This window comes from Clostridium aciditolerans (assembly GCF_016316925.1).
GTDB classification, from domain to species: Bacteria; Bacillota; Clostridia; order Clostridiales; family Clostridiaceae; genus Clostridium_AM; species Clostridium_AM aciditolerans.
In genome coordinates this window covers 233,451-257,910 of record NZ_JAEEGB010000013.1, presented here as the reverse complement: position 1 = coordinate 257,910, position 24,460 = coordinate 233,451, and the positions used below count along the sequence as shown (strand labels likewise).

The 24,460-nt window shown below is 31.1% G+C and carries 33 protein-coding genes; 22 read left to right on the top strand and 11 right to left on the bottom strand.

The genetic code is table 11. The features are described from left to right. Nucleotides 1-395: 395 nt before the first annotated feature. On the top strand, nucleotides 396-1,595 hold the full coding sequence (locus I6U51_RS12400; protein WP_211142917.1) for a COG4705 family protein: 1,200 nt from the start codon (nucleotides 396-398) through the stop codon (nucleotides 1,593-1,595). On the opposite strand, the gene I6U51_RS12395 is transcribed toward I6U51_RS12400, so the two are convergent. Together I6U51_RS12395 and I6U51_RS12390 are read right to left on the bottom strand one after the other, a co-directional pair. After that, nucleotides 1,567-1,791: a hypothetical protein gene (locus tag I6U51_RS12395; protein ID WP_211142916.1), complete on the bottom strand. Its 225-nt coding sequence runs from the start codon at nucleotides 1,789-1,791 to the stop codon at nucleotides 1,567-1,569. The genes I6U51_RS12400 and I6U51_RS12395 overlap by 29 nt on opposite strands. After that, nucleotides 1,781-2,107: a (2Fe-2S)-binding protein gene (locus I6U51_RS12390; protein ID WP_211142915.1), complete on the bottom strand. Its 327-nt coding sequence runs from the start codon at nucleotides 2,105-2,107 to the stop codon at nucleotides 1,781-1,783. The genes I6U51_RS12395 and I6U51_RS12390 overlap by 11 nt, the downstream gene beginning before the upstream one ends. Before the next feature lie 404 nt (nucleotides 2,108-2,511). On the opposite strand from I6U51_RS12390, the gene I6U51_RS12385 reads away from it, so the two are divergent. The 18 genes from I6U51_RS12385 to I6U51_RS12300 all read left to right on the top strand — a co-directional run bounded on the left by I6U51_RS12385 (nucleotide 2,512) and on the right by I6U51_RS12300 (nucleotide 11,793). Then, complete coding sequence (locus tag I6U51_RS12385) at nucleotides 2,512-2,832, top strand: CGGC domain-containing protein (protein ID WP_211142914.1); 321 nt, start codon at nucleotides 2,512-2,514, stop codon at nucleotides 2,830-2,832. A gap of 411 nt (nucleotides 2,833-3,243) precedes the next feature. Then, complete coding sequence (locus I6U51_RS12380) at nucleotides 3,244-3,468, top strand: PHP domain-containing protein (RefSeq protein WP_211142913.1); 225 nt, start codon at nucleotides 3,244-3,246, stop codon at nucleotides 3,466-3,468. Continuing rightward, complete coding sequence (locus I6U51_RS12375; protein ID WP_246517308.1) at nucleotides 3,465-3,869, top strand: DUF3189 family protein; 405 nt, start codon at nucleotides 3,465-3,467, stop codon at nucleotides 3,867-3,869. Before I6U51_RS12380 ends, I6U51_RS12375 begins: the two co-directional genes overlap by 4 nt. A 256-nt stretch (nucleotides 3,870-4,125) precedes the next feature. Then, nucleotides 4,126-4,527, top strand: coding sequence for a polyketide cyclase (locus tag I6U51_RS12370; protein WP_211142912.1), 402 nt, complete (start codon nucleotides 4,126-4,128; stop codon nucleotides 4,525-4,527). Nucleotides 4,528-4,561: 34 nt separating this feature from the next. Beyond that, the gene (locus I6U51_RS12365; protein ID WP_211142911.1) at nucleotides 4,562-4,822 is read left to right on the top strand and encodes a DUF3781 domain-containing protein; all 261 of its coding nucleotides are present in this window, start codon (nucleotides 4,562-4,564) and stop codon (nucleotides 4,820-4,822) included. A 74-nt stretch (nucleotides 4,823-4,896) separates the two neighbouring features. Beyond that, nucleotides 4,897-5,151 (top strand): hypothetical protein, encoded by a 255-nt coding sequence (locus I6U51_RS12360; protein WP_211142910.1) that lies wholly within the window; start codon nucleotides 4,897-4,899, stop codon nucleotides 5,149-5,151. Nucleotides 5,152-5,185: 34 nt separating this feature from the next. Then, the gene (locus I6U51_RS12355) at nucleotides 5,186-5,542 is read left to right on the top strand and encodes a nucleoside/nucleotide kinase family protein (RefSeq protein WP_211142909.1); all 357 of its coding nucleotides are present in this window, start codon (nucleotides 5,186-5,188) and stop codon (nucleotides 5,540-5,542) included. 108 nt (nucleotides 5,543-5,650) lie between these two features. Next, complete coding sequence (locus I6U51_RS12350) at nucleotides 5,651-6,262, top strand: HD domain-containing protein (RefSeq protein WP_211142935.1); 612 nt, start codon at nucleotides 5,651-5,653, stop codon at nucleotides 6,260-6,262. Nucleotides 6,263-6,326: 64 nt separating this feature from the next. Next, the gene (locus I6U51_RS12345) at nucleotides 6,327-6,740 is read left to right on the top strand and encodes a GNAT family N-acetyltransferase (RefSeq protein WP_211142908.1); all 414 of its coding nucleotides are present in this window, start codon (nucleotides 6,327-6,329) and stop codon (nucleotides 6,738-6,740) included. Between the two features lie 151 nt (nucleotides 6,741-6,891). After that, entirely contained in the window at nucleotides 6,892-7,482 is a 591-nt protein-coding gene (locus I6U51_RS12340) for a hypothetical protein (RefSeq protein ID WP_211142907.1), read from the top strand. Between the two features lie 5 nt (nucleotides 7,483-7,487). Next, nucleotides 7,488-8,048, top strand: coding sequence for a DUF7832 domain-containing protein (locus I6U51_RS12335; protein ID WP_211142906.1), 561 nt, complete (start codon nucleotides 7,488-7,490; stop codon nucleotides 8,046-8,048). A 192-nt stretch (nucleotides 8,049-8,240) separates the two neighbouring features. Beyond that, nucleotides 8,241-8,690 carry an Imm6 family immunity protein gene (locus tag I6U51_RS12330; RefSeq protein WP_211142905.1) on the top strand — a complete coding sequence of 150 codons (450 nt, stop codon included), beginning with the start codon at nucleotides 8,241-8,243 and terminating at the stop codon, nucleotides 8,688-8,690. A 179-nt stretch (nucleotides 8,691-8,869) separates the two neighbouring features. Next, nucleotides 8,870-9,280 carry a peptide deformylase gene (locus I6U51_RS12325; protein WP_211142904.1) on the top strand — a complete coding sequence of 137 codons (411 nt, stop codon included), beginning with the start codon at nucleotides 8,870-8,872 and terminating at the stop codon, nucleotides 9,278-9,280. A 181-nt stretch (nucleotides 9,281-9,461) separates the two neighbouring features. Further along, entirely contained in the window at nucleotides 9,462-9,722 is a 261-nt protein-coding gene (locus tag I6U51_RS12320; protein ID WP_211142903.1) for a hypothetical protein, read from the top strand. A gap of 161 nt (nucleotides 9,723-9,883) precedes the next feature. Next, nucleotides 9,884-10,411, top strand: coding sequence for a hypothetical protein (locus tag I6U51_RS12315; RefSeq protein ID WP_211142902.1), 528 nt, complete (start codon nucleotides 9,884-9,886; stop codon nucleotides 10,409-10,411). An 84-nt stretch (nucleotides 10,412-10,495) separates the two neighbouring features. Then, a complete protein-coding gene (locus I6U51_RS12310; RefSeq protein ID WP_211142901.1) occupies nucleotides 10,496-10,852 on the top strand; it encodes a VOC family protein in 357 nt (118 codons plus the stop codon). 101 nt (nucleotides 10,853-10,953) lie between these two features. Further along, a complete protein-coding gene (locus tag I6U51_RS12305; RefSeq protein ID WP_211142900.1) occupies nucleotides 10,954-11,421 on the top strand; it encodes a flavodoxin in 468 nt (155 codons plus the stop codon). A 90-nt stretch (nucleotides 11,422-11,511) separates the two neighbouring features. Next, nucleotides 11,512-11,793: a GAD-like domain-containing protein gene (locus I6U51_RS12300; RefSeq protein ID WP_211142899.1), complete on the top strand. Its 282-nt coding sequence runs from the start codon at nucleotides 11,512-11,514 to the stop codon at nucleotides 11,791-11,793. 16 nt (nucleotides 11,794-11,809) lie between these two features. Here the strand turns inward: I6U51_RS12300 and I6U51_RS12295 are convergent, their stop codons facing one another. The 5 genes from I6U51_RS12295 to I6U51_RS12275 form a co-directional block, all read right to left on the bottom strand. After that, on the bottom strand, nucleotides 11,810-12,001 hold the full coding sequence (locus I6U51_RS12295; protein ID WP_246517306.1) for a hypothetical protein: 192 nt from the start codon (nucleotides 11,999-12,001) through the stop codon (nucleotides 11,810-11,812). A gap of 181 nt (nucleotides 12,002-12,182) precedes the next feature. Beyond that, nucleotides 12,183-13,076, bottom strand: coding sequence for a glycosyltransferase family 2 protein (locus tag I6U51_RS12290; RefSeq protein ID WP_211142897.1), 894 nt, complete (start codon nucleotides 13,074-13,076; stop codon nucleotides 12,183-12,185). Between the two features lie 6 nt (nucleotides 13,077-13,082). Continuing rightward, entirely contained in the window at nucleotides 13,083-13,475 is a 393-nt protein-coding gene (locus I6U51_RS12285) for a hypothetical protein (protein WP_211142896.1), read from the bottom strand. 3 nt (nucleotides 13,476-13,478) lie between these two features. Continuing rightward, nucleotides 13,479-14,645 carry a UDP-4-amino-4,6-dideoxy-N-acetyl-beta-L-altrosamine transaminase gene (gene pseC, locus I6U51_RS12280; protein ID WP_211142895.1) on the bottom strand — a complete coding sequence of 389 codons (1,167 nt, stop codon included), beginning with the start codon at nucleotides 14,643-14,645 and terminating at the stop codon, nucleotides 13,479-13,481. Between the two features lie 17 nt (nucleotides 14,646-14,662). After that, complete coding sequence (locus I6U51_RS12275; RefSeq protein WP_211142894.1) at nucleotides 14,663-15,628, bottom strand: ATP-grasp domain-containing protein; 966 nt, start codon at nucleotides 15,626-15,628, stop codon at nucleotides 14,663-14,665. 212 nt (nucleotides 15,629-15,840) lie between these two features. On the opposite strand from I6U51_RS12275, the gene I6U51_RS12270 reads away from it, so the two are divergent. Continuing rightward, on the top strand, nucleotides 15,841-16,524 hold the full coding sequence (locus I6U51_RS12270; protein ID WP_211142893.1) for a PIG-L deacetylase family protein: 684 nt from the start codon (nucleotides 15,841-15,843) through the stop codon (nucleotides 16,522-16,524). Nucleotides 16,525-16,640: 116 nt separating this feature from the next. Here I6U51_RS12270 and I6U51_RS12265 read toward each other — a convergent pair whose 3' ends face one another. From I6U51_RS12265 to I6U51_RS12255, 3 genes are read right to left on the bottom strand one after another with little or no spacing between them, the layout of a single operon-like run. Then, nucleotides 16,641-18,035: a metallophosphoesterase family protein gene (locus I6U51_RS12265; RefSeq protein ID WP_211142892.1), complete on the bottom strand. Its 1,395-nt coding sequence runs from the start codon at nucleotides 18,033-18,035 to the stop codon at nucleotides 16,641-16,643. A gap of 5 nt (nucleotides 18,036-18,040) precedes the next feature. Next, on the bottom strand, nucleotides 18,041-18,988 hold the full coding sequence (locus I6U51_RS12260) for an NAD-dependent epimerase/dehydratase family protein (RefSeq protein WP_211142891.1): 948 nt from the start codon (nucleotides 18,986-18,988) through the stop codon (nucleotides 18,041-18,043). 12 nt (nucleotides 18,989-19,000) lie between these two features. Then, entirely contained in the window at nucleotides 19,001-20,011 is a 1,011-nt protein-coding gene (locus tag I6U51_RS12255; RefSeq protein WP_211142890.1) for a polysaccharide biosynthesis protein, read from the bottom strand. A gap of 305 nt (nucleotides 20,012-20,316) precedes the next feature. On the opposite strand from I6U51_RS12255, the gene I6U51_RS12250 reads away from it, so the two are divergent. Both I6U51_RS12250 and I6U51_RS12245 read left to right on the top strand, forming a co-directional pair. Then, nucleotides 20,317-21,669: a glycosyltransferase family 2 protein gene (locus tag I6U51_RS12250; protein WP_211142889.1), complete on the top strand. Its 1,353-nt coding sequence runs from the start codon at nucleotides 20,317-20,319 to the stop codon at nucleotides 21,667-21,669. A gap of 13 nt (nucleotides 21,670-21,682) precedes the next feature. Beyond that, nucleotides 21,683-23,602 (top strand): glycosyltransferase, encoded by a 1,920-nt coding sequence (locus tag I6U51_RS12245; RefSeq protein WP_211142888.1) that lies wholly within the window; start codon nucleotides 21,683-21,685, stop codon nucleotides 23,600-23,602. Between the two features lie 72 nt (nucleotides 23,603-23,674). Here the strand turns inward: I6U51_RS12245 and I6U51_RS12240 are convergent, their stop codons facing one another. After that, nucleotides 23,675-24,298 carry a flavodoxin family protein gene (locus I6U51_RS12240; protein ID WP_211142887.1) on the bottom strand — a complete coding sequence of 208 codons (624 nt, stop codon included), beginning with the start codon at nucleotides 24,296-24,298 and terminating at the stop codon, nucleotides 23,675-23,677. Nucleotides 24,299-24,460: the final 162 nt, after the last annotated feature.

The window sequence follows — 24,460 nt, the reverse complement described above, 5'->3', positions numbered from 1 at the left end:
TAACGACATCTAAGCTTCAGTTGGAGGGTAAATGCCTAAATGGCATTTAACGGGCAGAATTTCCCAGTGGTCGCAGACAAACTCCACCTGAAGCCAAGAATTCTGTTTATCTAAATTTAAGGTTAATAATTAAATAATAGTTGAAAAGCTATAAGGCGAAAGAGATTAAATCTTTCACCTTATAGCTTTTTTGTAAAACTTAATTTTTTAAGATAAATTTAAATAATTTTTAATTTGGCTTTAATGTTAAGGAAATATAATATGTCAAGAAATATGCTTAGTAAATTAAGTGATACAACATGAAAAGCTGTATGGATTAAAAGGGCACATATGGTTTTGTAGAGGAGTAATGGCGGTGACTCCTACTATAATATATTAAAAAAAGGAGATAAAAAATGGAAACAAAACAAAGGAAAATTTTACTTAGCAAAGTACCAGAAGTTACTATTTTCTTCTGGATAATCAAGATTTTATGCACAACTGTCGGTGAAACATTTTCGGATTTCTTAAATGTAAACCTTGGATTAGGCTTAACTCAAACTACAATTATAATGGGAATAGCATTTATCGTTGTATTGTATATTCAATTCAGGGCAACTAAATATATTCCCGGTATTTATTGGCTAACAGTCGTACTTATAAGCGTATTTGGAACGTTGGTAACGGATAATTTGACAGACGGAATGGGAGTGCCTCTTGAGCTCAGTACAGCAGTTTTTGCTGTGCTGTTAGGATTAACTTTTCTTTTTTGGTATCTTAGTGAAAAAACACTCTCCATACACTCGATTTACACAAGGAAAAGAGAAGCTTTCTATTGGCTTACCATTCTTTTCACATTTGCACTTGGAACAGCAGTTGGTGACTTATATTCCGAACAGCTTGGCCTTGGTTATCTCCACACAGGAATAACAGTGGCAATTATAATAGCTTGTGCATTTTTGGCATGGAAATTCTTAAAATTTGATGGGGTATTAGCCTTTTGGGTTGCGTATATTTTTACTCGTCCATTGGGAGCATCATTCGGAGATTACCTATCTCAGCCAAAAGAATATGGCGGCTTAGGCTTAGGGACAACAGTTACTAGCATAATTTTTCTTATACCTATTTTAGCAATAATAATTTTCCTTGCTGTTACAAAATGTGATACAAAACCAAAAAGTGAAACAACAGCAGCAAAGCAAACAAATGAAAGCAAGAAAAATGTTTTAAGACAAACCATTGCGGTATTGTGTATTTTCTTAGCTGTTGGTATAGGCGGTTATGTTTGGTGCAGTAATAATATAGCACCGCAACCTAATTCTTCACAAACTACATTATCTGGACAATTAACAGATTTTATTAAAATTGAAAATGATATGCTAAGCTGTGTAAACTCAAATAACTTTACTTCGTCGAAAACAAGTGCTGATGACTTGGAGCGTGCTTGGGACAAATCAGCGCCGCAGTTAAAGAAAATTGATAAAACAACATGGACGCAAATTGACGGAACCATTGATGATGTATTATCATCAGTTCGTTCAAGAAATACTGATGCCAGCAAGTGCAAGTCGGCACTTGACAATTCACTCAATGTCTTAAAGGTGGCAAACAAATAGAAGTGAAAAAGGGTCGTCTGATAACAGACGATCCTTTTTCATTTAATAGATTAAGCTTTTCTTTTACTTTTGTGAAATCTGTAAGTGTGCGTTCTTTCTCAATTACAGTAACTAATTTCTGACAATATTCAATTTCATATTCCAATCTATCTGTAGTACTTCTTTGATAAGTATTTAAATTTCGATTACCTACCAAGTTCAATTACATTGGCAATAAGTGCCTTACATCTTCCACAATTTTCTCCTGTGCCTGCACCTGTAACTTCACCAACCTTTTCTACGGTATCAGCACCATTTTTAACCGCATCAACCACAGCTTTAAGTGAAACTTTCTTACAACCACATACAGAAGAAAGTATATGACCAAGTTCACTTTTACATCCTTCACAATTAGTGCAAACTCCTGTTTTTTTCACCAATTCTTCTAATGTTCTTGCGCCATCACACATTGCCTTTCTAATTGTTACGTAATCAACATTGTTTGTAGTACAAATAATTTTATTTCCTGCCATTTTCGTATACTCCTTTATTTTAGATTTTTTAACTATCATTTTCAGCAAGTTTATCTGCTTTTCCAGGGATATGTATTCCTGGATTGTTAAATAATATATCTAATTTATTTTAAATTTAAGCTTTCCTTGTAATTATAATAAATTTATATTTAGTTTACAACAAATAAAGGAAACAAGCTTTTAATATATAACTCTATACTTTAGAAATATCGCCTTTTTTAAAAAGTTTACGTTATAACTGTTATGGTGAACCGTACCATAAATGACGTAGACTCTTTTGAGTACCTGAAATACCTTAGTGAAAACACTTAAAATTAGATAGCGAAATACAGGAAGATTTATACTTTTAGTAATGCTAGAATCAAAATATAAAATAAACTTTTACAAGGAGTGGAATTATAATTATGAGTAAAATTGACATTATTAATTGTTATAACGAAAGTAAGGAATGTACTAGCTTCGGGTGCTTTAAAGCCTTTAATGAAAGAGTAGCAGCTTTTGAAAATTATGATAAAGATTCGGAAATAATATGTTTTGTTCACTGTAATGGTTGTAGCCAAGATTCTATAGATCAGGTGTTAGATAGAGCAAATAGAATGAAAACAAAGGGTGTGGATACTATACATTTAGCTACATGTATAAAGCTTAAGTGTTCTTTTTATAATCAGTTTATTGATTCTCTAAATAAGGAGTTTAATATAATAGGTTATACATATGATATTTAGTAAAAATTAAATTATAAGATTAGAAATATTATAAAGAAAAGTAAAGTTAAAAAGGATGACTGACTTACTGAGTCCAGTCATCCTTTTTTTATATTTTTACATCTGACTCGAAATCAGACGTGCGTGTTATGCATGCACCTAGGGTTTGGGTTCCTATCTCTCCGCCAAAATCAAGGGCTCTAACAGTTTGTGCTAGAGCCCTTTTGCACAAATTTTTTGCTGAAGGTCTGCAATATGCGAGTTCTTTCAAGTATCTCGTAGTGAATATTATGATTTTGTTAAACGAATGAACAAACTAAGCAAAGACAAATACTTTGTACAAGTAATGATATATATTGTTTGTTCAGAATTGTAATATATGGTGAGAATTATCCAGTAATATGGGCAAAATAAAACTGTGGAGGGAATAAAATGAGTTTTAAGATTATTGCAGACTATCATACTCATACTAATATTGCAAAGGGGCATATTCCCTTATTTAATATTATTCTGGGAGAACATGCAAAGGAAAGTATTGAATCAAATGTTAAAGCTGGAATAAAAAAAGGATTAAAAGAAATTGCCATAACAGACCATGGTTATAAACATATTACCTTCGGGATGAAACTCGAGAACCAACTAAGGATGAAATATTGAAATTACCTAACTTTAATAAGTTAGTATATGGAAATCGTGGAGAACTTTTTTATTATGGAAGTGATAAAGATGGAAATAAAGTCTATGTTGTAGGCAGGGGACGTTCAAAGGTTTTGATTCCAGGATTATATAATTTAGCTTCTATGCTTCATAAACAAAATATATTAAATGAGAAAATTATATTTTCCAATACGTCGCCAACTGTTCCATTACCAATGACCTTTGGTGGATTATTTTCTAGGTGGTTAAAAATAGATTTTATAGGAGTGCCCTTGCTTGTAAAGGGAGCAAAACAATCATACAAGGACGTTATAAAACTTGTAAATAACACAAAGAAAGCAGCAAAGGAAGATAAGTCAGGGGTTATTATTTTAGATAATAAGGAATTTAAGAAAAAATAATTTTTAACTATTATAAATGATAAATTAATAACGTATCTAAATAATTGAGGAGAGCCAAATCCAGATGGAGGAGGTTCTCCTTCTTATTTTATTTAAAGAAGAATGTTGATGTTAAATGCTGTAAATATAAAAATATATAGATTTGATGAAGTAAAATGATAAAATGTTATTTAAAAATTGAAAAGCGTGATATTTACAAAATATGCTATAATTAACTAAAAGATAAATTAGTAATTTATGAGGGAGAATGTGTATTATGAAGAATTCAACCGTTATAGCGATATTTAAAACAGATATTAAGAAAGTATGGGAAGTAGTTACAAATAACAACAAATATGAGTGGCGGAGCGATTTAAGTAAAATTGATGTTTCAGTAGATGGGAACTCTTTTACAGAATATACAAAAGATAATTTCCCTACTAAATTTAATATTACTTTAAAAAAGCCTTATGAGCGATATGAGTTTGATATGACTAATAAAAATATGAATGGTCATTGGATTGGGGTTTTTAGTTCTGTTAATAATAATGGTACGCAGATTGAATTTACAGAAGAAGTATCAGTAAATAATCCTATAATGAATTTGTTTGTAGGTTTGTATCTAAAAAAACAGCAATCACTGTATATAGCAGATTTAAAAAAAGAATTGGGAGAATAAATTTTAAATTTGAAAGGTTAATATATGGTACAAAATGAATGACAATAATAAAAGCGAATTAATTTTAAACTTAGACAAGTTGCACACAACTGATTTAGGAATAGAACGAATTAAAAGAAATCTTTGTTTAGATGTGGACGATGTTGTTAATTGGTGTAGAAAAAAAATCAAAGAATCTAATAGTAGTATAGTTAGAAAAGGTAAAAATTGGTACGTAAATGTGGCTGATTATGAAATAACAGTTAATGCTTATAGTTATACGATAATTACGGCTCATAAATTAAAAAGCAAATAAATCCTAATTTGAGGTTGAGTGTAATAAATAGTAATTTAGAAAAAAGTTTTTAAATACGGATATGGGGGATATTAATGAATAAGGAAATGCAGATCGAATATTATAATACGTATTTACAGGAATATATTAGTGAAAATAAAGTATGGAATACCGATAAAATACGAAGTGATTTGAAAATATTCAGTATGAAACTTAAATCAGCGATAAAAGTAGCACTGGAAGATTTAAAAGAAACATATGATAATGAAAGGCCATATATGTTTTCTTTAGCATATGCAAATCAGTTTGAAGATAGTTATTTTTGGACAATAGTTAATACTATGGATTGAAGATGGTGCTGATGTTAATGTATTTAATCTAGATTTGTTAGCAGAAGATATAGAAATGCTAATAAAGGAAACACCAGATTTTATTGTCATGGATTATCCTTTTGGATATAGGCATAATTTGATTGCTAAATATATTGATTATTCAATCTTCATAGATACTCCGTTGGATATTGCATTAGCAAGACGAATTATTAGAGACTATGATAATACAACTATTGGAAATATATTTGATGATATGAATCATTATTTAACACAAGGAAGAAATGCTTATTTATACGGTTTAGATTCTACAAAATTAAGTGCTGATTTTGTAGTAGATGGTAGCAAATCAGTTAGTGATATTGTAACTATTATCATTAAAAAGATACTTCATATTAATTGCACAAAATGAACACACCTTGCACAAATACAAATTCCAATTTATATTTTTAAGTTTAAGTATTATAAATTAGTAATTTATTATTGCTATTAATATTTTGACATATTGGAGGAATATGAAATGTTTCCAAATAAAGAAATAGCAGAAGAGGAATTAAAGATAGCGGGACAATTAAATCAAGGACCGTGGACTGAACATTCTATCAATGTAGGATTAGCAGCTCAAATGATTGCGAAAAGGTGTGGCAATCTTAATTCAGATAAAGCATATGTGTTAGGACTTCTTCATGATATAGGTAGAAGATATGGGGTAAGTGCAAGGAAACATGGTATTGATGGATATAATTTTGCTATGGAAAGAGGCTGGGATGAAGTGAGTCGAATTTGTTTGACCCATTCATTTCCAGTTCCTGACTTTGAAAAAGAAATAGGTAGGAATGATATGAGTGATGAAGAAAGTGAATTTGTCAGACAATATTTAAAAAATATAACGTATAATGATTATGATAAATTGATGATTGTTTGCGATTCATTGGCTGATGCTCAAGGTTTTTGTATGTTAGAAAAGCGTTTTGTTAATACGACAAGGCGATATGGGATATTTTCATTTACCGTTGAACGTTGGAATGCGACTTTTGAAATGAAAGAGTATTTTGAACAACAAATGGGCTGTTCTATCTATGATGTACTTCCTAATATAAAAGAAACTACATTTAAGGATTCGCCATTATAGAAACCAGCAGTAAAATATTAATTTATTTGTGTTTAAATGTTAACAAGGGAGGGATAGAATTAAAATGAAAATTGAGGTTACTGATGAAATTAAAGAACAAGATGAAGATATTATTTTTCAAGGTTTATTAAAATATAATTTAGCGAGAATTGAAGATAAAAATCCAAAGGATTTAGGCGTTTATTTACAAGATGAAACAGGGAAAAAGATTGCTGGTCTAATTGGAAATACACATGGTAATTGGTTGTTTATAAAATTCCTATGGGTAAGTGAAGAATTAAGGGGCCATAATATTGGAAGTAATATTTTAAATCAGGCAGAAAAAACAGCGAAAGAGCGTGGTTGCAAGTATTCATTTTTAGATACTTTTAGTTTTCAAGCACCTGGATTTTATAAAAAGCATGGATACAAGGAAGTTTTTGCATTAGAAAACTATCCTGTTACAGGAAAACGCTATTATTTTACTAAAACTCTTTAAACATAAAGATAAATTCCAATTTAAGGTTGAGTAATATAAATAGTAATTTTGTAGATGAGTTTTATAGCAGGAAAAGGTAATTAGTCTTTTCAAGAAATAAATATTAAGACAATATGGCGAAATACTAAAGCATTGAAAAGGGAGAAAAATTATGAGTATGGAACATAAAGCTTTTGTTTTTGATACAAAAACTTATATGGAACAATTGAATAATTTATTAGTTGACAGAGGAGCTAATGATGATATTGCAACTATTAGGCAGTTTATTAAAGAACATATAGATATTATGAGATCCCCTTATACTGGTGGTGAATTGGATGAGGACTGGGAAGAAGAAATAGAAAAAGGTGATATACAAGAATATGCAGATTTCGCCTTAACAGGTTACTATGATCCAAATGAAGATATTGGACTATCCTATGAATGGGATATGTTGCTAGAAGCTTTAAAAAAGCTAGATTTCATAGAAGCTGAGTATTGTATATTGGGAAAATCAATTCAAAAAGAAAATTTTAAAATAGAACCTGGATACTGTGGATTAGGATTGGTTTATGCTGAAGATATACCTTGGCTTTATCAAAAATTAATTACCGTTCAAGATAGACTAGATGAAATCAATATAGAGGAATTAAAGAGTTTTATTGAAATTGAACAAGAAGATTTAAAAAGTGTTTTTGAAGATTTGATATCCATTTTCCAATCTGCTTTGAATGACAAGAAAGGCCTTATGCTCACATTTTAAAATTTATGATAGCGTTTAAGTACAAGCAAATTCTTATTTTAAGGTTAAGTATTATAAATAGTAAATTTGAAAGGATGAATGATGTAATGGCTGTTTTCGATAGTTATGATAATTATTATGATAGGGCAATGAAGGCTTATTGTTCTAATAAGAAAATAGATCCTAAAAATATTAATGATGAACAGAACGAGATAATTATTGAAAGATCCTGTGTTCATATTGGCTTTTACCTTGCATGGATTATTAATAATAATATGGAAGGAGACATGCATAAGGAATATAATTCAGAAAATCTTGAAAAGGTACGAAGGGAAGAAATGACGGGAGTGGATTTTTTCCTAACATGTTGTGATGGCAAGCTATGGAGTGATGATTTTAATGATGAAGGATTAGCATTTACTGAATATTATTATGCTAGTGAAGAGTTTATGAAAGATTACGTAGATTTTGTTTTTAATGAACTATATGATATTCCTTGTGAGTTTGATTTTGACTGGAAGGATTATAAAAAGTTTGAAGTTATATTAGATAGAAGATTTGAGGCTTTTGGCAAAAAGGAGAAATAGTTTTTATATATTTGTCATGTTTCATATAATGCTTGCTAGTCAATGGTTTTCTAAAATTTTTAATATAAAAATATGTTTTAATTATTTGAAAGATAAGTAGTAATTTATAGAGAAGAACAGATTAATGAAAGAAAAGTACAAGAATATTTGAATTCTATTAGTGAACACTTCAAAAGTAAAGAGAGGAACAATATGACTTTAGTAGAACAATATGATATGTTATTAACTAATGCAGAAAGTCTTTTAAATGCCTATCAGGATAATGTGAAGAATAAAGAGTTTTATAAAGAAGGACAACGAGTAATTAGTATATGTAAAGAATGGATAACAAATAATGAAATTTCAGCTGATGATATATACGAAACCGTTGATTCAGAGGATGGATACGATATAGTAGAATTTGGTTATTGGAAAGGTGTAACTGAAGAGGAATCATATATGTGGGCTTTACTATCGAATATAGTGTGTGTATTATGTAGCCTGGCTTATCAAATGGAACATCAAAAATGTGTACCACAGGCTATTGAATGCATTATAGAAGAGGAAATAGAGGCATTTGTAATATTCATTAATCAAAATATGAAGTTACATGAAAATATTAAAGAGTGCATAGAGTATTTTGCTGATAATTTATGTTATTAAGATAAAATAGGCATATAATAATTATTTTATATTGTAAAAATTTGCTATGAATAAGTAAGAAATCTGGATTTTCTAAAAGACTATTAGTACATACAAATTCTTATTTAAGGTTGAGTAATATAAATAGTAATTTGATAGTATGAGTTATAAAAAATATAACTGAAAAAGAGGTATGAATTATGATAAAACCAATTGTAAAAGATATATTGTTTTTAGGACAAAAATCAGAAGATGCAACTATAAATGATATAGTAGTAATTGATGATTTAATAGATACATTAAGTGCAAACCTAGAGAATTGTGTCGGATTGGCTGGTAATATGATTGGAATAAAAAAGCGTATATTGGTATATACGGTAGGCAATCTTATTGTGCCTATGATAAATCCAGTTATATTAAATAAAGAAAAGATTTATGAAACTGAAGAGAGTTGTTTATCTTTAATTGGCTTTAGAAAAACAAAGAGATATGAAATGATAGAAGTTGAGTATCTTGATAGAAATTTCAAGAAGCAAAAGCAAGTGTTTACTGGATTTATAGCACAAATAATTCAACATGAAATGGATCATTTTGAAGGTATAATAATCTAATTCAATAATTAAAATATGAAGTAATTATTAGCCTAGAGGTCATTGAGAATCATGTGAACTTGATAAGTGAGGTTTTGCTCTGATCATTAATTAATAATGATTAGGGCTACTGTTATTTAGAAACATAGTATATACTTGATTTGAAGAGAAATTGATATTTTAAAAGAAAGAGAGCGAAAAAATGGAACAGTTTTTTAAAGCAATAGAGGAAAAGATAAGAAAGTCAGGATATCATGGAGAAGTCAGTGGCGAAGAAATCTACGCTGAAATAAGTGATGAGGCCGAGGATCAAGAAGAAGGAAGTTACTTATTCATGAAAAAGCAAAATGATGATATCATGTTCGAATACAGAGTGGATATTTTAGAGGACAATATTAATTTAGCAACCCTCACGATACATACACCAGAGAGAAAGTACTTTATTGATTTTGATGCTGAATAGATAGATGTATTGGGGATGGAGTATGTTACTGGTAAAATAAAATTGGATTCTTCGGCGTTTTTACGTCACAATAAGAATATTAAGCGTCATAACAGTAATATTTTGCGTATCAGTGGGGAGCGTATAAAAAGAAAATTTAAAAGCATTGGATGGGGATTTAAATGAATCTAAAGTCAATTGGTATTATGGCATTACTACTAGTAGTAATTTCTTTAATATATAATACCGTAGGAATTGGTATAACTACACTTATACTTGCAATTATATTTTTGATACAAGCTGTCTTATTTAGTATTAAAACAGAATACTACGATAAGTTTCTAAGCTTTATGAATCCAAGATTATACAGTGCATACAATGAGAAAGGTAGTGACTTTATCAACAAAAAGAGAAGGATGCAAATAATATGTTATTACATCCTTTCTGTTGTCACAGGATTTAATGCATTCATTCAAATAAGGCTAATGACTAAGATAGATACAAGATATGTATTTAGCTTGAGGGAATTTTTAGCCTTTGCCCTAGGAACTTTGGGCATAATTTTTCTAATAGATTATATTTCCATTTTAGCACTGAAGAAGTCCAAAACCGCTAATGAGGATTTAGTATGGAATATTATCATAGGAATTGTACTTGCTATTATCTTGATTGGTTTTGTAAGCTTTGATATTTTGAACTTAATATTTTGAGGTTTGCCAGCAATTTTGGGGTAATAGTGATTCGTAATATTCTTAAATTATGAAGCTGCAAATTAATTTATTGAGGAGATAACAATGAAAGTAAAACAAGTTTTAAATCGTTTTTATGTACATGATATTGATAGATCAATAGAATTTTATGAAAAAGCATTAAATGAAAAATGCAAATTGAGATTTAAGTATTCTCATATAAATTTAGAGTTAGCACAAGTTGGAAACATTTTAATTATAAGTGGTTCTGATGAAGCATTGAAGCCAATTAAAGATACACAAGCAACATTTTTAGTAGATTCTATTATTGAATTTAAAGATTTTTTACTAAGTAATGGCGCTATAATTATTAGAGATTTAAAAGAAGTTCCAACGGGAATGAATATGACTGTACAACATTTAGATGGTACTATAGTTGAATATGTTGAACATAAGAATTAATATTAAACATTGCTAAGTTTATAGTCCATAAAGTTCTTAAAACTGAGGAGTAAAAATTATGTATAAAATCCATAGACAAATAATAATTTGTGGAGGCAATAATGAGTAAAATATTAGTGGTTTTTTATTCTTTTTCCAATACAACAAAAAGATTAGCAGAAAAAATAGCAGAACAAACAGAAGGAGATATTAGGGAGTTAATTCCTGAAAAGTCCTATGCTTTCAATTATAATACAGCAACAAAGGAAGTAAGGAATGAAATTGAGAGAGGATATTGCCCTAAATTACTATCTGGAGAAGAATCAGTAGCTTCCTACGATTACATTTTTTTAGGAACGCCAAATTGGTTTAAATCATTTGCTCCACCGATATTAAGTTTTTTAAGAAATGTTGATTTGCAAGAGAAAACTATTATTCCATTCTGTACTCATGGCGGTGGGGGTTTTGGACAAATTGAGATTAATATTGCGAAAGAATGTCCCAAATCAACAATTCTTTCTGGATTTGCAACGATGAGTAATTTTGACAAACGGCAAGTTACAGACTGGATTGAAGAAATTGGTATATAAAATTAGATAAATAAATTCCAATTTAAAGTTTATTATTATGAATAGTAAATTTGTAAGTTTGATAAGTTGTTGCTTAAAGGAGAAATGAAAATGGGGTTGTTTGATAAATTTAAGAAAAAAAATATAGATAAAAATAGCGTCTCAAATAATATTTTTTTACAATTTACAAGGGTATTTGAGCCATCTAATGATTTGGTAAAACCTACAGAAGAGGAACTGAAGCAATTTGAGAATATATTACCATCTGAATTATTGCACTTTTGGAGAGAATATGGATTTGGCAATTATGATAATGGAATAGTAAAGGTTATTGAAGATATGTTAAAAGCATTCATGGTAGTACAAAATTCGTACTACCATGAATATTTATAGGGTATGGACGCATTACTCATTTATTAGTTGGTATATCTATAATGATATCTAATTCAATTAAACTGTTATCCTCTTCAGATATTATTAATTCATTATTGCTAATTTCGTCAATTTCTGCTTCATTTAATTTATATATTTTTTTTATGACAACTTCTATAGGAGCCTTACAATCAAAATTATTGGCAGGTATATTTGTTAAATTTTTCAACACTTCACCCCCAAATATATGATAGTCATCTTCAAAAAATAACTAGTCAATCTGCTAGTCTATTTTGCATCATACTGCGTCGACAGAACCCTTAGATAGGGTCAACTATCTGCGGAACCTGTCTCCTTGTCTGACACAAAATATCCGTCGCATCTTTGACTTGTTAATTTCCTCAGATGCCTTAGAAGGGTATATTAAATTTATTGAAGAACCAATCATCGTCATGTAGACGGCGCTTAAAATAATCTATACGTTGATCATAAGTATCGCTTGCAGATATTTTATTTAAGATGGTTTTAAAGTTAGAATAATCATGGAGAGGCTTCATTAATTTATGGATTCTATTTTCATTAAAATGGCTAAAGGCCATACGTAATTTATTATAATGAAACTCAGTTAAGTCAACATCATATGGTTGTATTTTTCTAAATTTATGACCAATTTTAACATCAGGATGTACAAAAATTTTATATCCAAAAAGCCAAAGCTTTACCGATAGTTCTACATCTTCAAAGCCCCAACTATGGAAGCCATGATCAAATCCTCCTACTGCATCAAAGACCTCTTTTCTTATAGCCATACATCCACCTGGAGCTAGTGGAACTTCTTTAATGTTCATCGGCTTTTTCAACCAATATGTTTCAAACTCTTCATTCCAGGTTTGACCATAGCCTACAGGGCTATCTGGAGAAAAATGGCCAACGCCTGGGCATATTACACTTACATCTTTATTATTAAAAGCCTCTAATAGTGTGTTAAGCCAGTTTGGCTGCATAGTAATATGGGCATCACAAAAGACTAATGTTTTTGTAAGTGGTGCAAAACTTGCACCTAGATTTCTTGCTGCTGACGCTCCTATGCCTTTTGTTTTAACTAGCATTACATTTGAGTATCTGTTAGAAGGATTTTTCAAAAACTCACAGCAATTATCATTAGAGCCATCGTCAATAATAAATATATTTGATATATTTTTCGCTTCAGTTTTCAATAAAAACTCCAAGGTTTGTTTAATATAAATACCTTCATTTTTACATGGAATAATAATAACTACTTCATATTCTTTTACATTATCCATAGTAACCTACTTTTCAAAATCACAATCTTCAGGTTCGCGGGTACTTTTGGCAGTTCCTGTTGAAGATTTTTTTATGAAACAATCTAGATATAATATCTTTAATATAAGTTTATCTCCAGGATATACAGGTCCTAAAAGAAATTGTCCGTTTTCATCTGTTATAGCGTGGCCAATGGGTTCTAAATCAGAGGTTGTTTCAGGGTCAGCAGTAGCACGCTTTAATTTGAAAAACTTAACTACAGAACAAGGGGCAGGTTTTCCATCAGGAAAACGGACTGTTCCAAGTATTACTTTTCTATAGTCACATTGTAAGAAAAAATCCATGTCTAATTGATCAACACTTGATTTTTCATTACCGTCAGGAACATCAATAACAAAACGGTTTATTTGATAATCCATACCTTACACTTCCTTTATACTTTTTATAACATAATTAACATCTTCATTTGACATGCCAGGATAAAGTGGAATTGTGATAATACCCTCATATAACTCTTCTGCGATTGGACAAAGTCCTTTTGAATATCCTAGAGACTGATAATAGGGATGATAGTAAACTGGAATATAATGAACATTTACTCCAATGTTTAAATCTGAGAGTTTATTAAATATTTCTTCTCTACTTTTTCCTATAACTGAAAGATTAAATTTTAATACATATATATGATAGGAAGATTTCGTATTTGAAGCTTGATAAGGAATAGTAATTTTATTTTTAAAAGTGCTTTCTGAGAAGGCTTTATCATATATAGTTGCTATTTCACGTCTTCTCTTAATAAAGTCATCCAATTTGTTGAGTTGAGAAATTCCTAAGGCTGCTTGCAAGTCAGTTAAACGATAATTGTAGCCTAAAAGCTGCTGCTCATAATACCACTTGCCATGAGATTTATCCATAAGAAGTTCTGGAGAGCGGGTAATACCGTGGGTTCTAAATAGAGTAAGCTTTTCATAGAGCTTAGGATCATTTGTACAAATCATTCCTCCTTCAGCTGTTGTAATGTGTTTTACAGGATGAAAGGAGAAGGTAGTCATATGGGCTATGCTTCCAATCTTATGCCAGGTTCTCTTTGAATCCATTATCTCAGAACCAAGACTGTGGGCCGCATCTTCAATAAAAATTAAATTATGTCTTTCAGCTAAATCTTTAATCTTGAATAGTTCTGCTGGTTGACCTGCAAAATCTACTGCTATAATTGCTTTAGTCTTATTTGTAATCTTTTTTTCTATTTCCAAAGGGTCTATATTATAGGTATGAGGGTCAATATCAGCGAATACAGGTTTTCCTCCAAGGTAAAGGATGCTGTTGGAAGTAGCAGCAAAGGTCATAGGTGTAGTAATAACCTCGTCGTCAGTACTAATATTAGCGGCATAACAGGCTGCATGCAGAGCAGCAGTTCCAGTTCCTATACAAACAGCATATTTACATCCTACGTAATCTGCTACCTTTTTTTCAAATTCATGAATTTTTGGTCCAGTGGTCAGAAAATCACTTTTTAATACGTCTATTACTGCTTGAATATCTTCTTCATCAATATATTGACGTCCATAGGGTATATAGGGATGTTTCATTGCCTTCACCTTCTTTACTAAAACTTATAATATTCTGTTATATACCGGTAAGCTTCGCCGGTTTTTATAGTAGGTGGAGTAATAGATTTCTTAAGAACAATATTTTCAAAAGCATATATAACATCATTAAATCCAAATTGTGATCTCATAAAGGCAGTACTAGAGTATCTGGGATTAATTTCAAAAATAAAGGGCTTAGAACCCTTCTGTTTCCTTAGTTGAATATTAATGGAGCCAGTTATATTTAGTTTTTCTGCAACATTTTTGCACAAGTCTTCTATTTCTTTATCAAAGATTACTTTTACTTCACTGCTCATTCCATCTTTTATAGTCCTTTCAAGGGTAATCACATGTATTTCATTGCTAAAAGAATCTCTATATACTCCGTTAGTATACTCAGTTCCAGGAATATACTCCTGAAGCATGAAGCTGCTGTCTAGATTAGTAATATCCTCAAATTCTTTACGGTTTTGAATTATGTGAAGATGCTTTGAGCCGCAATCAGAAGTTTTTTTTAATACAAAGGGATATTTAAAGCCTTTTAATAGATCCTCTTTTGGTGTTGATTCATTATATAAGACTGAGTATGGATAGGGGAAATTGTTATTTTTTAAAAGTTCCATTGTTTTATATTTATCACGACAAATGTTGATTACCTGCAGTGGAGGAATGGCAATGCGACAACGTATTTCATCATCTATTTCATTAAAATGATCACAGATATATAAAAGCTCTTGTTCACTACAAACATAAATCAGGTCAATTGAATTATTAAAAGAAAACTTATTTATTAATTCTATAAATAATAAGCTCTCAGCTTTAGGGATAATATGAAAACTATCGCAAAATAGAGGATAGGGTGCATAGTTTCTACAGTCTGTTCCCCAAATTTTTATATTATAGTTTGTGTTACGTAAGGCTTTGCAAACTGCTTGACCTAAATCACCTCCAATAGAGGTAACTAAAACATTATACTGTGTCATAATGAATCCTTCCTTTATGATGTGTAAAAGACCTAAAGGTAAGTTACACCCAAAATTAGTTACAAATAATACAAGGAAAGTTATATTATTTCTAACAATATAGTATATGTAACTTAATAAATTTAGTGAGCATACACTGATGTTATAACTTATCGAAAATTACTTTGTACTATATATTTTATTGTCTTATATAGAATACAGGGGGAATTGTAATGGAAAAAATTTTAGTAATAGCAGCACATCCAGATGATGAAATTTTAGGATGCGGTGGGACAATCAGAAGACTTGTTAAAGAAGGAAATGAAGTGTATTCATTAATTCTATCTGATGGAACTACCTCAAGGCATAACAATATGAATACTGAGGTAATGGAAGAAATTAAGACAAGATTTCAGGATAGTTTATCAGCAAATAAAGTTATAGGGTATAAAGAAACTTTTTTTTGTCAGTTTACTGATAACAGCTTTGACAAAGAAGGTTTCTTGAATATTGTAAAATTAGTTGAAAAGTATCTTTCCCAAATTAAGCCTTCTATTATATTTACACATCATTATGGAGATTTGAATATTGACCATCAAATAACCTTTGAAGCGGTTCAAACAGCTACAAGACCTATGGCAGAATGCTCAGTAAAAGAAATATATTGTTTTGAAACCTTGTCTGCTACGGAATGGAATTTTCTAAACAAAGATAAATTTACACCTAATTATTTCGTGAATATTGAAAATACACTAAAGGACAAACTCGAAGCAATGAAATGTTATAAATCAGAGTTGCGAGAATACCCCCATCCTCGTTCCTTAGAAGGATTAGAGGTGGCTGCTAAAAGATGGGGTACAGTTATTGGGTGTAGTTATGCAGAAGCTTTTGAATTAATAAGGAAAGTAGTTATGTAAGCACCCACGGCTGACATTTAACTTATACTATGAGAATTATTGGTGATGTTTAGAATATATAAATATATTTTTAGAGGACAATTGTCCTCTGTCCTCTAAAAAATATTTAACTTGTGTTAACCCTTATCCCCAAGAAGTTGAAAATCAAAACTTATATCAGAACTAGAAGGGCTTACTTGATGAATTTCTACAGCTATTACGTTATCTCCATTTTTAAGAAAGTTTGTATCAATTATAGTTTTTTCAAAAGAAACCTCATCTATTCCATTTAAAGCTTTGACGGCTAAAGTATTGTATTTAATTATACCAGAAGGCATATTAGTTCTATATACCTCCTTACCATTTAGATATACAACAGCTCCATCGTCTCTTTGGATTCGAAGTACCAAACTTTTATATATTGATGTATCATCAACAGTAAAATGCTTTCTAAAATAAGTTGTTATATATTTTTTCCAAACATTAGGTCCATAACTTACAATTGTAGCCTCACCTCCATCTCCATAACCTAGTTCAGCAAGTCCAGAAGGCCATGAAGAATCGTCAAAATGAGGCTCTCTCCAGGAAGTTCCCAGGTCAGAACCCTCATCGAAATACCTCCATGATGCACCCATAGGAATTAACATATCTGTTATAGCATTAGAAGCAGGGCCTTTAGTAGGCGGGTATATAGAGCAACTATCAATAAGCGTATTTTCTTTATCATATACTTGCAGGGAAACCCCACCATCATTTATGTCTAAAACACAATAATGGTATACCGCAAGAGGACCAACAATAGCATTTTTTATATTAGTAATATATGCACTTAATGAAGAACCTGCACCGCCGGTAGTTATTTGATAAATGGAATTTTGTATTAGCAGGCCATTAGTAGTAAAAGATTTATCTATAAGACGGCGGCAGTAATTGTGTTCATGACCCACAAATACTGCCGTTACATTATAATGATCAAGAATGGACCATAAAGCGTTACGTTCATCTGTACTCCCATCCAGACTTTCTCCATAGTGATGTCCAGTAGGAAAAGCAGGGACATGGAAAAACACAAAATTATATTTTTTATCACTGCTCTCTAGTGTGTTTTTTAACCAGAAACGTTGTTTTGCGTCAACAGCATAGCTGCAGTTTGAAGCTCTGCGATTTGAGTTTAAAACGATAAAGCGAGCATTTTCATAATCAAAGTAGTATACAGTTCGTTGATATCCTTGTAACTGTTCATTAGGAAGGTAAGAAAATGCATTACTGAAAGCAGTGTCATTATTTTCGTGACTCCCGAGTACTGGATAGAGCATAGTAATAGGATAATAGTCCTTAATTAATTTCTTAAAGTATTCTAATTGCTCATTTACTTTAGCTCCACCATATACCATATCGCCTACAAACATTATAAATTTCGGTTGTGGTGACAATCCCTTAATACGAGAGAGTAGGGTACGGAGCAATTGTGTATTTACCGCGACAGCATGTCTACTGCTGTCTCCTAGTATTACAATACGAAAGGGCTCCATATATGTCACCTCCAATCAGCATTGTGCTTTAAAAACTCTTCTGTTAGTGATATACCGTGGGTCAGAGATACTTTAGGTTTCCACCCAAGAAGCTTCTGACTATACCCTGCATCGCACAATAACTTCTGTATTTCACTTTGGGGGTGAATGTGAGTTACATATTTAATAGTTCCTGTTTCACCAGCGATTAGTTTTGCTAATTCTGTAATTGAGATGTCAAAACCACTACCGGCGTTTATCACTTTACCCTTTGTATTTTCAGAGTAACCTGCCTCTACTACAAAATCAGCGCAATCTGTAACATATAAAAAGTCTCTTGTTTGGCTGCCATCACCATATATAGATAGTGTTTCATTCATAAGTTTTTTATTAATAAAGATCGAAATTACCCCACCTTCACTATTTTGTTTTTGATATGGTCCATAGGTGTTAAAAGGTCTAAGAATAGTTACAGGAAGACCATAAGCATAGTAATAGGATAAGGCTAACTGTTCCCCAGCTAACTTAGCAGCTGCATAAGGAGAAGCTGGACATGTGGGGTGACTTTCAGAAATGCCTTCTTTATTTAAAGCTTTACTGTATACCATACAAGTGCTCATATACACAAACTTTGTCTTATTTAGTTTGCATTGCTCAAGAACATTGAAGGTTCCTATTACATCATTTTCAAAAGTGGTTTTTGGGTCATCAATGCTATCTTGAACATTAATTGAAGCCGCGAGGTGATAACATATATTAAATTTATTAGCAAAAAGACTTTCAAGAAGATGGTTGTTCGTAATGCTTCCTGCTATGAAGGTAATATCAGGATAAATAAGTTGTAAATCTTTTAAATTATTCATTGAACTATTTGAAAGGTTATCTAGTATCCATATCCTATGATTATCTTCTGCAAGTCGTTTTACTACCCATCTTCCAATAAATCCTGCGCCACCTGTTACAAGTATATTCACAATATCACCCCCTTATATTAATTTATTCTTAATAAGAAAATCTAAAAGTTGTTCTTTTGTAAGATTAAGGCTAGTGTTTGAAGATATTTCTCCATATACTGGTTTACCTTTTGCCAAATCAACGGTATTTTGTTTATCTAAGCAAATTGTAGGAAGTATAGAGTAATAGTCATCAAACTCAAAGGATCTCTCTGCTTCATGAGTTGTAATAAGTTCCTCAAAGAGTTTTTCAGAAACTAGTTTCTTTGTTATCTTTATTTCAATGTCTTTTGGATTTTTTGAATATATAGGAGCTAAATATTCGATTAGCACTTCAGCAAGATTAACTATGCGAATACTTGGCATTTTTCTAATTAAGATTTCCCCTCCAGTTGCGATTTCGCTACTTTTTATTAAAAGGTCAACTGCATCATCAATTGTGCATATAAACCGGGTCATATCTGGGTGAGTAACTGTCACATAGTTTTGTTTTTTTATTTGATTTTTAAATAAATCAAGAACACAGCCTCTGGAACCAAAAACATTTCCAAAACGTACCGTTGTAAAAATTGTTGAATTTTCAGAGATAAAATTTGCATGAGATATAAGCCTTTCGCTGTAGAGTTTTCCAACACCCATTACAGTAGTAGGATTGGCAGCTTTATCACTGCTGGTAAATATAACTTTTTCCACATTATTTAAGGTGGCACTCTTGATAATATTTTGAGTACCGATAACGTTCGTAATAAAAGCCTCATATGGATTATTTTCGCAAATACCAACAATTTTCATAGCAGCAGTATGAAAAACTATATCTATTCCTCTTAAAGCTGAGTTTATGCTGTAATAATTTCTTATATCACCAATTATAAAACTGACCTTTGGATTTTGTTTGAAATAATAAAGCTCTGCTTCTTGTTTTTGTTCATCTCGGCTAAATATATAAATATGATTTACATCATAGTTTAATAGTCTATTTAATAATGCTTTTCCAATGGTACCAGTACCACCAGTAATTAAAATTTTTTTATTACTAAGATTCATTTCACATCCCTCTCTTATTAGTTAGTAATATAGTATATGAAGTTAGAACTATTAGTGATAATGTTTTAAATTATTTTGTAATTATACACAACTATATAAATGCATCCATATATTATCATTAGGAAGAGTTGTAGCAAGGAGGTTAAAGTCCTAAATGGACTTTAACGGGTAATTTTGCTAGGTAAAAGTTCTAAATGAACTTTTACGGGTAACTTGTGAGCGGAAGCGAACATCTTAAGTTACCCAGTTCCCGAAGTGAAACGAGCAAAATTACCCAGTGTTCCGACTGAAAGGAGGAAGTTGAGATGACGCAATTGTGTGATAGAAAGCCTGGGCTTGTAAGTATCGTAATTGCTACTTATAATTATGGCCATTTTATAATAGATGCACTTAATGGAATTGAAAAACAAACCTATCCCGACATAGAGCTTATTATTATGGATGATGCTTCAGAGGATAATACAGAGGAACTTGTGAATTCATGGTATAAAAAATGTAAATATAAATTTTCAAATTTTATTTATTTAAAACTTCCAAGAAATTGTGGAGCAGGTTGGGCTTACAATATTGGATTTCAGATTTCATCTGGAGAATATATTGTAATACATGATGCAGATGATGTTAGCTATCCAGAAAAAATTAACAAGCAGGTGAAAGTATTAGATGAACATCCAGATACTGCTATGGTAGGCACAGGATTTAGAACTTTTAAAAATAATATTCTCGAAAGTAAGGCTGGAAGTGGCTGGCTAAGTTTTAATTCAGCTCATATAGAGAGAAATTATAAAAAGTATTTAAGACATTGTGTTGCTTATGGTACATTAATGTTCCGCGCTGCCATGTTAGAAGAGATTATTGGATGCTTTAAAGCCATTCCTGTTGGTAATGATATGTTTTTTGTAAATAATATAGTAAATCATGATTTTACCATTGAAAATATAAAAGAGGAATTGCATTATGTAAGAAAGCATACAGGATCTATGAGCAGTCAAATACGTCATAAACAAGATATAGATGTGCTCAAGAAGAGAAAAGTTGTTGATGATCTTGTTAGTATAATACTTCCAGTTAAAAACAGTAGATCAACTATTTCCGATACATTAAAGAGTATAGGTGCACAGACCTACCCCAATATTGAAATTATCATAATAGATGATTGTTCCAATGACAACTCACGAGAAGTAATTAATAATTGGTATAAAAGTTATAGAAATCACTCAAAGAATAAATGTATTAAAGATTTATTATATTTTAAACCGCCTAGAGAGGTCGGTTTCCCTTGGATATGTAATTTTGGAGCCTATCTATCTAGGGGGGAATATATAGCATTTCATCATGATAAAGGCTTAAGTCATCCAAAAAGAATACAAAAACAAGTAGAGTTTTTAAAGGATAACTTCATGTACAGTGCAGTAGGCACAAATTGTAAACCAGCAGGAGAGATGATACGATATGACGATAAGATTGAAGACTCCTATATCACCGAATGTTTTAACTGCGTAAATATAAATACGCTAATGGTAAGATATGAACAAATTCATAAAACAGCTGGTTTCAATAACTTAATGCAGGGGGCATGGGATTTTGAATTTATATATAGACTCTTAAATAATGGATATAAGGTACAAAATCTTAAAGAAGTTTTGTACTTCCAATAAATGGGGTGAACTTATGAAACCGTTAATTAGTATAGTAATGCCCGTATATAATTGTGAAGAATTCATGGAAGAAAGCATTAGAAGCATTTGTGAACAGACATATACAAATTGGGAATTAATAGTTGTAAATGATGCTTCAGAGGATAGAACGGTAGAAAAAATATCTCAAATAAAAGATGCAAGGATTCATGTAATTAACTTAAAAGAGCGCCAAGGAATTGGGGCGGCCTTTGCAAAAGGCTATAAATTTGCAAAAGGAGATTTTATCATAAGACATGATGGGGATGACATAAGTTTACCTACTCGTCTGGAAATTCAACAGAGGTATTTGGAAGATAATCCGAAGATTGGGATGGTCTCATGTCTAATCTCTTGCTTTACGAGAGATCAGTCCTTGCGTAGCGATTGTATTTTTATTGAGAGAATTCAAAACTATTATAAGAGTAATGCAGAAATTGAAAAATCAATTATAGCAGGTTTTTTACCAGTTATATTTCCAACTTTAATGATTCGTAAAGAACTTATGGATAAGGTGAATTATGGTAATAAAACTCCTCTTTTTGATGATCAAACAGAATTATTATTAGAGCTTATAAAATTAAGTCCTGTAGAAAAGGTAAATACTATTCTTTATTCCTATAGAAGGCACAAAGATGCTTATCATGTTGTAAATCAAAAGGAATATTCTAAATATGCATGTGAGCTACTTAAAGATCCTTCTGTTAGGAATTCTTTTCAATTTAAGGAATTTTATAAGGATCTAAATTTTGATGTAAAAAGAAAAACTAAACTGAATGAAAAAAGTAAACTAAGGGTATTAATGCTTATAGATGCATTGAATGTTGGAGGAACAGAAACCCATGTTCTTAATATTACTAAAAAATTAATGGACATGGGAATTTATGTGGTGGTAGCAACTTCTGGTGGTCCTATGGAAGTAGTAATGAGGTCCTACGGAATAAAAGTTATTAAAATTCCTATTGATGGAGATTATATATCGAACAAGAAAAAATTTGGGATGGTAAAAATACTAAAAACTATTATTGATGAGGAAAAAATAAATGTTATTCACTGCCATTTATTTGCAAGCATGCAGCTTGCCAGCGAACTTTATAGAATGTATAAAATACCATATGTAGTTACTGTTCATGGATTATTTTATCCTAATAATATTTTTTACTCTACATGTATTCAAGCCTCCAAGGTAATTGCAGTAAGTAAGCCTGTAAGAGAAATGCTGTATAATAAACTTGGAGACAGAATTAGAAATAAGATTGTTATAATTCCCAATGGAATTAGTAGTGATTTGGTTAATAATTCTTATAGGGATATAGATATACGAAAGGAACTTAATATACCCAAAAGTGCAGGGATATTATGCTATTGCAGCAGATTAGATTGGAATAAAACCAATGTAGCTCGTGTATTACTGTTTAGTTTCACACAGCTTTTAGAAGACTATCATAACCTACACGTTATTGTTATAGGGGACGGCCCTGGAAGAGAAAGCTTAGAAAAAGAAGCACAAGTAATTAACGAAATGGCGGACAGAGATGTTGTTCATATGATAGGAACAAAAGTGGATGTAATACCATATTATCTCCAAAGCAATATTATAATTGGAACAGCTAGAGTTGCATTAGAAGGGATGATGTGTAAAAAACCTGTAATTGCTATAGGTAATCAAGGATATACTGGAATCGTAGATGAAAATAGAAAAGACATTCAATGGGATATGTATTTTGGTGATCATGATGCTCTTGCAAAGCCAAATGTTACAAATTTAGTGAGAGATATCAAGTATCTCTTGAGAAATAAGGAAAATCGTATAAGAATAGGTGGATGGGGAAGAAGCTGGTGTGAAAAAATGTTTAATATCGATAATTGTGTAAGGGAAATTGTGAAAATTTATACAAATGCTTTAGAGAAATAAATGTTAAAGTGATAACAAGTTCTATATATAACTAATTTAAGAGCCAATAGTTTTTTATTGGCTCTTATAGTATTAACGGATAAAATTAGTAACAGCTCGAGTTTCTTTTTCTGGTAATTTAACTCCTGATTCCTTACCTGCATGGATACAGTTTAAAAGCCAGGCCATGTTTTTACCTAGTGTTTTCATTGTTTGCATTCCCTCTAGATCTTGTCTAACTTCCTCAGGAGTGTTTCCATGAACCATATTCCAGTACTGTGAGGATACAATAGGCATATTCGAAATAGTAAAATACTTATTTAACTGTTCGAAAGCTGCTGTTGAACCACCGCGTCGACAGCTTACAATTGCAGCACCAGGTTTATATTGAAAAACATTTCCAGCATAGAAAAATCTGTCTAGAAAGGATGTTATTTGGCCAGATGCACTCGCATAATGCACAGGGGAACCAAAAACAAAACCATCAACATCTTTAGCTTTTTTTAAAGCAATATTCACAGAATCATCATCAAACACACATAGGCCATCAGTTTTAGAGCAACCACCGCAAGCCATGCAACCACGAATAGGTTTGTTTCCAACATGAAAGATTTCTGTTTCAATGCCGTTATTTTCTAATTCTTTTGCTACTTCAGTTAAGGCAGTATAAGTACAGCCATTAGCTTTAGGACTTCCATTAATGAGTAATACTTTCATTGTTATACCTCACTTCAATTTTATATTTGTTATAAACCTATACTATTTATATGTTACTATTTTAAAATGTAAGTATTAGTTTTACAAGTGCACACATTTCTGTATTATAGTACCTAAAGGGATACTATAAGAAAGGAAAGGCCATGAATTTATATAATTTTC

Bases quoted from the DNA above. Each gene is read 5' to 3' on its own strand.
- I6U51_RS12400 (WP_211142917.1), top strand. From the start codon at position 396: ATGGAAACAAAACAAAGGAAAATTTTACTTAGCAAAGTACCAGAAGTT.
- I6U51_RS12390 (WP_211142915.1), bottom strand. From the start codon at position 2,107: ATGGCAGGAAATAAAATTATTTGTACTACAAACAATGTTGATTACGTA.
- I6U51_RS12385 (WP_211142914.1), top strand. From the start codon at position 2,512: ATGAGTAAAATTGACATTATTAATTGTTATAACGAAAGTAAGGAATGT.
- I6U51_RS12380 (WP_211142913.1), top strand. From the start codon at position 3,244: ATGAGTTTTAAGATTATTGCAGACTATCATACTCATACTAATATTGCA.
- I6U51_RS12370 (WP_211142912.1), top strand. From the start codon at position 4,126: ATGAAGAATTCAACCGTTATAGCGATATTTAAAACAGATATTAAGAAA.
- I6U51_RS12365 (WP_211142911.1), top strand. From the start codon at position 4,562: ATGAATGACAATAATAAAAGCGAATTAATTTTAAACTTAGACAAGTTG.
- I6U51_RS12360 (WP_211142910.1), top strand. From the start codon at position 4,897: ATGAATAAGGAAATGCAGATCGAATATTATAATACGTATTTACAGGAA.
- I6U51_RS12350 (WP_211142935.1), top strand. From the start codon at position 5,651: ATGTTTCCAAATAAAGAAATAGCAGAAGAGGAATTAAAGATAGCGGGA.
- I6U51_RS12345 (WP_211142908.1), top strand. From the start codon at position 6,327: ATGAAAATTGAGGTTACTGATGAAATTAAAGAACAAGATGAAGATATT.
- I6U51_RS12340 (WP_211142907.1), top strand. From the start codon at position 6,892: ATGAGTATGGAACATAAAGCTTTTGTTTTTGATACAAAAACTTATATG.
- I6U51_RS12335 (WP_211142906.1), top strand. From the start codon at position 7,488: ATGATAGCGTTTAAGTACAAGCAAATTCTTATTTTAAGGTTAAGTATT.
- I6U51_RS12330 (WP_211142905.1), top strand. From the start codon at position 8,241: ATGACTTTAGTAGAACAATATGATATGTTATTAACTAATGCAGAAAGT.
- I6U51_RS12325 (WP_211142904.1), top strand. From the start codon at position 8,870: ATGATAAAACCAATTGTAAAAGATATATTGTTTTTAGGACAAAAATCA.
- I6U51_RS12320 (WP_211142903.1), top strand. From the start codon at position 9,462: ATGGAACAGTTTTTTAAAGCAATAGAGGAAAAGATAAGAAAGTCAGGA.
- I6U51_RS12315 (WP_211142902.1), top strand. From the start codon at position 9,884: ATGAATCTAAAGTCAATTGGTATTATGGCATTACTACTAGTAGTAATT.
- I6U51_RS12310 (WP_211142901.1), top strand. From the start codon at position 10,496: ATGAAAGTAAAACAAGTTTTAAATCGTTTTTATGTACATGATATTGAT.
- I6U51_RS12305 (WP_211142900.1), top strand. From the start codon at position 10,954: ATGAGTAAAATATTAGTGGTTTTTTATTCTTTTTCCAATACAACAAAA.
- I6U51_RS12300 (WP_211142899.1), top strand. From the start codon at position 11,512: ATGGGGTTGTTTGATAAATTTAAGAAAAAAAATATAGATAAAAATAGC.
- I6U51_RS12290 (WP_211142897.1), bottom strand. From the start codon at position 13,076: ATGGATAATGTAAAAGAATATGAAGTAGTTATTATTATTCCATGTAAA.
- I6U51_RS12285 (WP_211142896.1), bottom strand. From the start codon at position 13,475: ATGGATTATCAAATAAACCGTTTTGTTATTGATGTTCCTGACGGTAAT.
- pseC (WP_211142895.1), bottom strand. From the start codon at position 14,645: ATGAAACATCCCTATATACCCTATGGACGTCAATATATTGATGAAGAA.
- I6U51_RS12275 (WP_211142894.1), bottom strand. From the start codon at position 15,628: ATGACACAGTATAATGTTTTAGTTACCTCTATTGGAGGTGATTTAGGT.
- I6U51_RS12270 (WP_211142893.1), top strand. From the start codon at position 15,841: ATGGAAAAAATTTTAGTAATAGCAGCACATCCAGATGATGAAATTTTA.
- I6U51_RS12265 (WP_211142892.1), bottom strand. From the start codon at position 18,035: ATGGAGCCCTTTCGTATTGTAATACTAGGAGACAGCAGTAGACATGCT.
- I6U51_RS12255 (WP_211142890.1), bottom strand. From the start codon at position 20,011: ATGAATCTTAGTAATAAAAAAATTTTAATTACTGGTGGTACTGGTACC.
- I6U51_RS12250 (WP_211142889.1), top strand. From the start codon at position 20,317: ATGACGCAATTGTGTGATAGAAAGCCTGGGCTTGTAAGTATCGTAATT.
- I6U51_RS12245 (WP_211142888.1), top strand. From the start codon at position 21,683: ATGAAACCGTTAATTAGTATAGTAATGCCCGTATATAATTGTGAAGAA.
- I6U51_RS12240 (WP_211142887.1), bottom strand. From the start codon at position 24,298: ATGAAAGTATTACTCATTAATGGAAGTCCTAAAGCTAATGGCTGTACT.